Source organism: Halochromatium sp. (assembly GCF_054919635.1).
This window is the reverse complement of the sequence record NZ_JBUDPI010000250.1, coordinates 1-5905: the sequence shown is the minus strand read 5'-3', so window position 1 is coordinate 5905 and position 5905 is coordinate 1. Positions and strand designations below refer to the sequence as shown.

Genomic DNA, 5905 nt, shown 5'->3' with positions numbered 1-5905 from the left:
ACCACCAGGCTCGCAATATGGCGAATTGCTGCATCACCAGCGGCGTGACCATTGATGTCATTGATCTGTTTGAGGTTGTCGAGGTCGAACAGCAGCAGCGAGAGTGGCTGACGTGCACGCTGAGCGAAACGCCGGCGGACCTCGAAACCTTCAAGGAAGCCACGACGATTGGCCACTCCGGTCAGCGGATCGGTGTTCGCGGCGGCACTGAGCCGCTGCTGCGCCTCAGCGCGGCTCTGCTCATAGAGGTACGCGATGGCAGCCGACCCAAGCAACGCACCACCGGCATTGAGCAGCGCGACCCAGGACAAGCCCATCGGCCCATCGATGATGATGGCGACCGATAGGACGGGGAGCACGATGGCCGCAAACACCGCCGACAAACGCAGCCCACGGCTCAAGCCACCGAGGAAGAAGGGGATCGGTGGAAACAGTGCCAGCCAGACGAGAACGCCATCGCGTGCGACACCGGAGATGATGACCACGAGGATCGTCATTGCGACTGCCACCGTACCAAGCAGCTGCGCGAGACCTAGGTGACCTGGATCGCGCAGCAACAACGCCGCGAACAACACCATCGCCAAGGCCAGGGCCTCGACGGCGGCATGGATCAGATAGCCGGTGAGGAACAGGTCGATCAGGATGAAGACCGCAAAGAACAGGGCCGCGAGTCGAAGTGCACGGCGCGACAGCGCTAGCCTGCAGCATTGATCGACCCAGCCGGCTGTATCGTCGGCCGCCGAGCCCGATTCGAGACGCTCGCTCATCGTCGGAATCTGGACTCGATGCCGTGCTGCCGATTGTGCAATGCCCTCGCCTGTCCCCATTGGCTGGCCCATCGTTGCCCCTGCTCGACAGTTGGATATCGGTTACCTCGGTCGATCGCTCGTCCGCTCAAAGGCACATCATCTATAAGTCGCCAGAGATGCGCAAATCTGCTCGCGTGCAAATGGTTGGCATCGGCTATGCTTTTGGATGCTCAAGCAGCTTGCCATTCTAAGGCGTTTTCTCAAGAAGGCCTTCCTACGAGGGCAGGCCCCGAGTCAACGAGCCAACCCAGTCAGGAGACCTAGAATGTCTGATTCAATGCGACCTTTCCGCGACGCGCAAGACTCTGCACGGCAAGCCGCGGGCGCTTCGCTGGGCTCTGATCCTATTGAGGCCAAGACCCGGGTGCCAGGCCCCCTTGTTCGAGCCATGCTGACGCTGCTTCTCGTTGCTGTCAGCACAATGACCCCAGTCTACAGCGCAGACTCGCAGACTGACGAGCAAACTTGGACGCTTGGCGACTATGTTGTCTACGCCAACGCAGTACGCACCGATTTTCTCGCCCCGCAGGTTGCCGACAAGCTCGATATCGAGCGCAGCAACGAGAAGGCGCTGATCACAGTATCGGTGCAGAAGCCAACGGCCTCGGCATCGGGAAGCTCGGTCGAGGCCGATGTCCGTGTCACCGCGACCCGAGCATCGGATACCGTCGAGACGGTCGAGATGCAAGAGCACCGAGCCGACGACGACATCTATTATCTCGGCGTACTGCCGGTACGCGATCGCGAGCCGGTCACCTTCAATTTCGCCATCGCGCCGGCGTCAGATGACCAGACCTATGACTTCGCCTTCGAGCGCTACTTCTTCACCGACTGATTCATCGAGATTCATCGACTGAGCCCAGCGACGGCTCGATCGGTCGAGCTTCGGCTGGTTGGTACTCCTTGGTTGGGTACTCCCTGGTTGCTACTCCCTGGTCCCTACTCCCGGGGCCGCAATCAGCTGGATGCACGCTCACGCTGCCATGCCTCGTCGAGCAGCGTCCGGACCTCGGCATCGGTGGTCTGCGTAAAGGCCTCATACCAGCGGCCAACGCCGACGAAGGGCTCCGGTATCGCCACGGTGACCACGTGACTCGCCTGCTGCTCGACGAGCGCCACCGCATCGCTAGAGGCCACTGGAACCGCCACCACGAGCTCCGCGGGGCCTTGCGCCGCGGCTGCGTCGACAGCGACCCGCATGCTGGCACCGGTCGCAAGCCCGTCGTCGACCAGGATCACACAGCGCCCGGTCAGCTCCGGTGCCGGACGCTCGCCACGATAGGACTGCTCGCGACGCTCGAGCTCACGCTGCTCTGATTCGGTGACGCGGTCGAGCTGTTGTTTCGAGATCGATAGGGCTTGAATGATCTCGGCATTGAGCACCTGCGCCCCGCCGGTCGCGATAGCGCCCATCGCGAGCTCCGGCTGGGTCGGTACGCCGAGCTTGCGGACCAACATCAGATCAAGCGGCGCCTCCAGCTGGCGCGCCACCTCAGCGGCGACAGGAACGCCACCGCGTGGCAGTGCCAGCACAAGGAGATCGGTCCGTCCGCGATAACCCAGTAGCGCCTCACCGAGCAGGCGTCCGGCCTCGGTACGATCGGGAAAGGGAAGCTGCATCTTGTTGGTCCTCCGTTGTTTGGTTGCCTGCCTGCGTTTGCTTGGCATTTGCTTGACGTTTGCTCAAGGGCCTCAGAGACGATCAGCGTGGCGATCGCAGCTCTAAGATCGCAGCTTTCATTCCAGATGCCTTCCCGATTCAACGCGCCACATCAAAGGCACCGAGAGCAACGACAACGCCTGTCTACCTAGGCTTGATACCAACAGACCACTGCTTCTCGGTGGTGGATTTCAGCCGCCCCGCCAGGAAATCAACCAGCGTCTGGCACAATGACGACTCGAGATGCAGTCCAGGTCGCTGGTCAGCTGGTTGGCCAGGTGGTTAGTCAAGCCTCTCTTTAGGGCTGCAAGCTAAGGCGCCCAATCTGCGGCCCTGCAGGTGTTGACCGCTCGACCTGGACCGCTCGGCCTGGACCGCTCAACCTGGTCAGGCGCTCGTCAGGTATGGGCCTTGCTTGCTTTGAGGTCTCTGCGCCGCTTCGGAGTTGAGCCGCAATGACCGATGCACAACCCGTCCTCTCTCGCGAACAGCTTGATGCCGTGCTGTTCGACCTTGACGGCGTCATCACCCAAACCGCCGAGATCCACGCCGAGGCCTGGAAAGGCCTGTTCGACGCCTATCTGACCGAGCGGCCCGTGGTGGCCGGCGAGGATCACAGCCGGTTCGACGAGGTGCGCGACTATCGCCGCTACCTCGATGGCCGGCCCCGACTCAAAGGCATCAAGCATTTTCTCCTGGCACGCGGCATCGATCTCCCCGACGGCGACCCCGATGATCCACCGGATCGTGAGACCCTGCACGGACTCGGCAATCGCAAGAACGCGAGCTTCCGAGACCTCATCGAACAGCGCGGCGTGGTTGTCTACGATTGCGCACTCGAACTGCTGCAACAGCTGCACAGCGCTGGCTTCCGCACTGCCGTGGTGACGGCCAGCAAGAACTCTGAGCTGATTCTGCAGAAGGCGGGCCTTGATGGTCTGTTCGACGTGCGTCTCGATGGTGTCGAGGCTGAAGATCTCCAGCTGGCCGGTAAGCCGGACCCAGACACCTTTATCGAGGCCAGCCACCAGCTCGGCTGTCTAACGGAGCGCACCGCCGTCTTCGAGGATACCGCAGCGGGCGTCATGGCCGCGAGGCGCGGCCACTTCGGCCTGATCATCGGCATCGACCGCATCGGCAGTCAGCGCGAGGCCCTGCTGGAGAAAGGCGCCGAGCAGGTCTTCGACAACCTCTGTCAGCTCGGCATGCCATCGGCGCTGAGCGAGCCACCACCGCTCCTCGAGGAGCCGGCCCAGATCAGTGCACGGCTTGACGAGAAGCGCCCCGCCCTCTTTCTCGACTACGACGGCACCTTGACACCGATCGTCGAGCGGCCGGCCGACGCCCAGCTCAGCAGCAGCATGAATCACGCCCTGCAGCAGGCCGCGGCGGTGGCGCCGTTAGCGGTAGTCACCGGTCGCGATCTGCAAGACGTCAGCGCCTTGGTCGGGCTGAAAGAGGTCATCTATGCGGGCAGCCACGGCTTCGACATTCGCGGCCCCGAGCTACAATTGGAGCTGCCAGAAGGCATCGATGCCCTCGATGACCTAGACCGCGCGGCCGACATCCTCGAGCAACATCTCGGGCACATCAAGGGCGTGCGTATCGAGCGCAAACGCTTCGCGATCGCCGTGCATGTACGGCAGGTAAGCGATGCCGATCTGCCAGAGGTGCAGGAGGCTGTCGATCAAGCTCGACGCCGGTTCGAAGGCCTGCGCAAGACGGGCGGCAAGCGCATCGTTGAGCTACGCCCGGATGTCGATTGGGACAAAGGCCAGGCGGTGCGTTGGCTGCTCTCCGAGCTGGGTTTGGACGGGCCCGACGTCCTGGCGCTCTATATCGGCGATGACGAGACCGATGAGGATGCGTTCCGCGCGCTGCACCGTGTAGGCGGCATTGGCATCCTGGTCGCCGAAGAGGCTCGTCCGTCCGCCGCCCAGTATCGATTGCGCACACCGGGCGAGGTCGAAGCGCTGCTGCGCCATCTGACCGAGAGCGAGCGCGACGCAAGACCACCAGAGGCAAGGCCCTCAGTGATCAGCTAGACGGCGTCGCGCTCAGTTAACTGATCGGGCCGGTTGCGGCCCGCTTCGCGCTGAGACGGGTTGGTGAGTCCCGCGCCTAAGCGGATGTTGGCCCTCAGCGTTACGGGCTGCATAATCTCGCCCCCTATATCCAGTCTAGAATCCAGTATGTCTCGCCTATTCACCGCATTGCTGCTCGGCGCGCTGAGCCTATCAGGAGCTGCTGGCTACGCCTGCAGCGCGCCGGTCACCCTGATGACCTGGAACACCGAAGGCGCCGAGCTGACCCCAGCAGCCTTTGCCAAGCGCATCAAGCAATCGCTTGATGCCGTCGGGCCAATCGACCTGCTCGTGCTGCAAGAGGTCATCGCCAAGGATCAGGTGCAAGCGGCCGCCGAGGCCGGCGGCTTCAGGCACTGGGCGATGAGCGACTTCTCACCTCCCGTTGAGATCACCGGCGCCTGGCATCAGTCGCTCGAGATCGCGGTCTTATCGCGATTGCCGATCGAGTCGGTGAGTGAATGGGATATCACGGGCCGAAGACCCGAAGGCGACGGTCATCCACCGACGGTTTCAACGGTCAGCATCCCGACGCACGAGCGCCGGATTGATATCAAGATCCAAGAGCCTCGGCCCGCGCGCGGTTTCCTCCGCGTCGATCTGCTCAATGGGCTGACGCTCTATGGCGTGCATTGGAAATCCTCGCGCGGCGCGGACTGCACGGCCAAGGCCCGTGAGCAGGCGCGACGACGAGAGATCCAGGCAGCGGGACTAGCAGCCGATGCGGTCACGGCGCTTGCCGAAGGACGAACAATCGTCGTTGCCGGCGACTACAACATTCAGGCACCAGGCCGCGTGCTGCAGGTGGGCACCGATCCGGAGGTCGACTGCGCCCCGACCCGTGGTCGCTGCGACCCCCTGTGCGGGCCCGACGGACGTGACGGCTACGATGACAGCATCGCGCTGCTTCTAGGGCTCGACGACTGTGCGCGACTGCTGTCTGGGACGCTCGACTCGACCTATGTGCTGCGCCGGTTCCCAGGTGGTGCGATCGATCACATCCTGGTGGCCGGGCCGCGTGCCGGTGCCTTCTCAGCAGCGACGACGCCGCCGGTCTCTGGTCCGCGGTGGCAAGGGTCAGACCATCGCCCCGTGCTGGTACGTTTGCCCGACGCGCAGTAAGGTTTACGATGGACAGACCAATGGCCTGAACAGCCAATGCGACCAACGATTCGCCACCCCGAGACGTGAGAACAATCAATATGAAAAACCAGCCCACTCTCTAGACGCCGGTGCCGCGCTGCAAGCAGCAACCGATGGCTACATCTCCGCGCCACTCATCGAGTGGAACGACAGTTTCAGCGTCAATGTGGCCGAGATGGACCAACAGCATCGTTGGATGGTGGCGATCT

General features: G+C 62.9%; 5 protein-coding genes. 3 read left to right on the top strand and 2 right to left on the bottom strand.

Annotated features, from left to right (window positions below; genetic code table 11):
- The coding region (locus tag ACY693_RS13925; protein ID WP_462322425.1) for a GGDEF domain-containing protein at positions 1 to 767 on the bottom strand (767 nt) is incomplete at its 3' end.
- A 463-nt stretch (positions 768 to 1230) separates the two neighbouring features.
- Between ACY693_RS13925 and ACY693_RS13920 the strand changes: the two genes are divergently transcribed.
- Positions 1231 to 1644, top strand: a complete 414-nt coding sequence (locus ACY693_RS13920; RefSeq protein WP_462322424.1) for a DUF4426 domain-containing protein — start codon at positions 1231 to 1233, stop codon at positions 1642 to 1644.
- 122 nt (positions 1645 to 1766) lie between these two features.
- Here the strand turns inward: ACY693_RS13920 and ACY693_RS13915 are convergent, their stop codons facing one another.
- Positions 1767 to 2429, bottom strand: a complete 663-nt coding sequence (locus ACY693_RS13915; RefSeq protein ID WP_462322423.1) for a phosphoribosyltransferase — start codon at positions 2427 to 2429, stop codon at positions 1767 to 1769.
- Positions 2430 to 2924: 495 nt separating this feature from the next.
- On the opposite strand from ACY693_RS13915, the gene otsB reads away from it, so the two are divergent.
- Positions 2925 to 4514 (top strand): trehalose-phosphatase, encoded by a 1590-nt coding sequence (gene otsB, locus ACY693_RS13910; protein ID WP_462322422.1) that lies wholly within the window; start codon positions 2925 to 2927, stop codon positions 4512 to 4514.
- Between the two features lie 147 nt (positions 4515 to 4661).
- Positions 4662 to 5675, top strand: coding sequence for an endonuclease/exonuclease/phosphatase family protein (locus tag ACY693_RS13905; RefSeq protein ID WP_462322421.1), 1014 nt, complete (start codon positions 4662 to 4664; stop codon positions 5673 to 5675).
- The last annotated feature ends 230 nt before the right edge of the window (positions 5676 to 5905 follow it).

Excerpts from the sequence above, each read along its gene's own strand:
- ACY693_RS13920 (WP_462322424.1), top strand. The coding sequence starts at position 1,231 with ATGACCCCAGTCTACAGCGCAGACTCGCAGACTGACGAGCAAACTTGG.
- ACY693_RS13915 (WP_462322423.1), bottom strand. The coding sequence starts at position 2,429 with ATGCAGCTTCCCTTTCCCGATCGTACCGAGGCCGGACGCCTGCTCGGT.
- otsB (WP_462322422.1), top strand. The coding sequence starts at position 2,925 with ATGACCGATGCACAACCCGTCCTCTCTCGCGAACAGCTTGATGCCGTG.
- ACY693_RS13905 (WP_462322421.1), top strand. The coding sequence starts at position 4,662 with ATGTCTCGCCTATTCACCGCATTGCTGCTCGGCGCGCTGAGCCTATCA.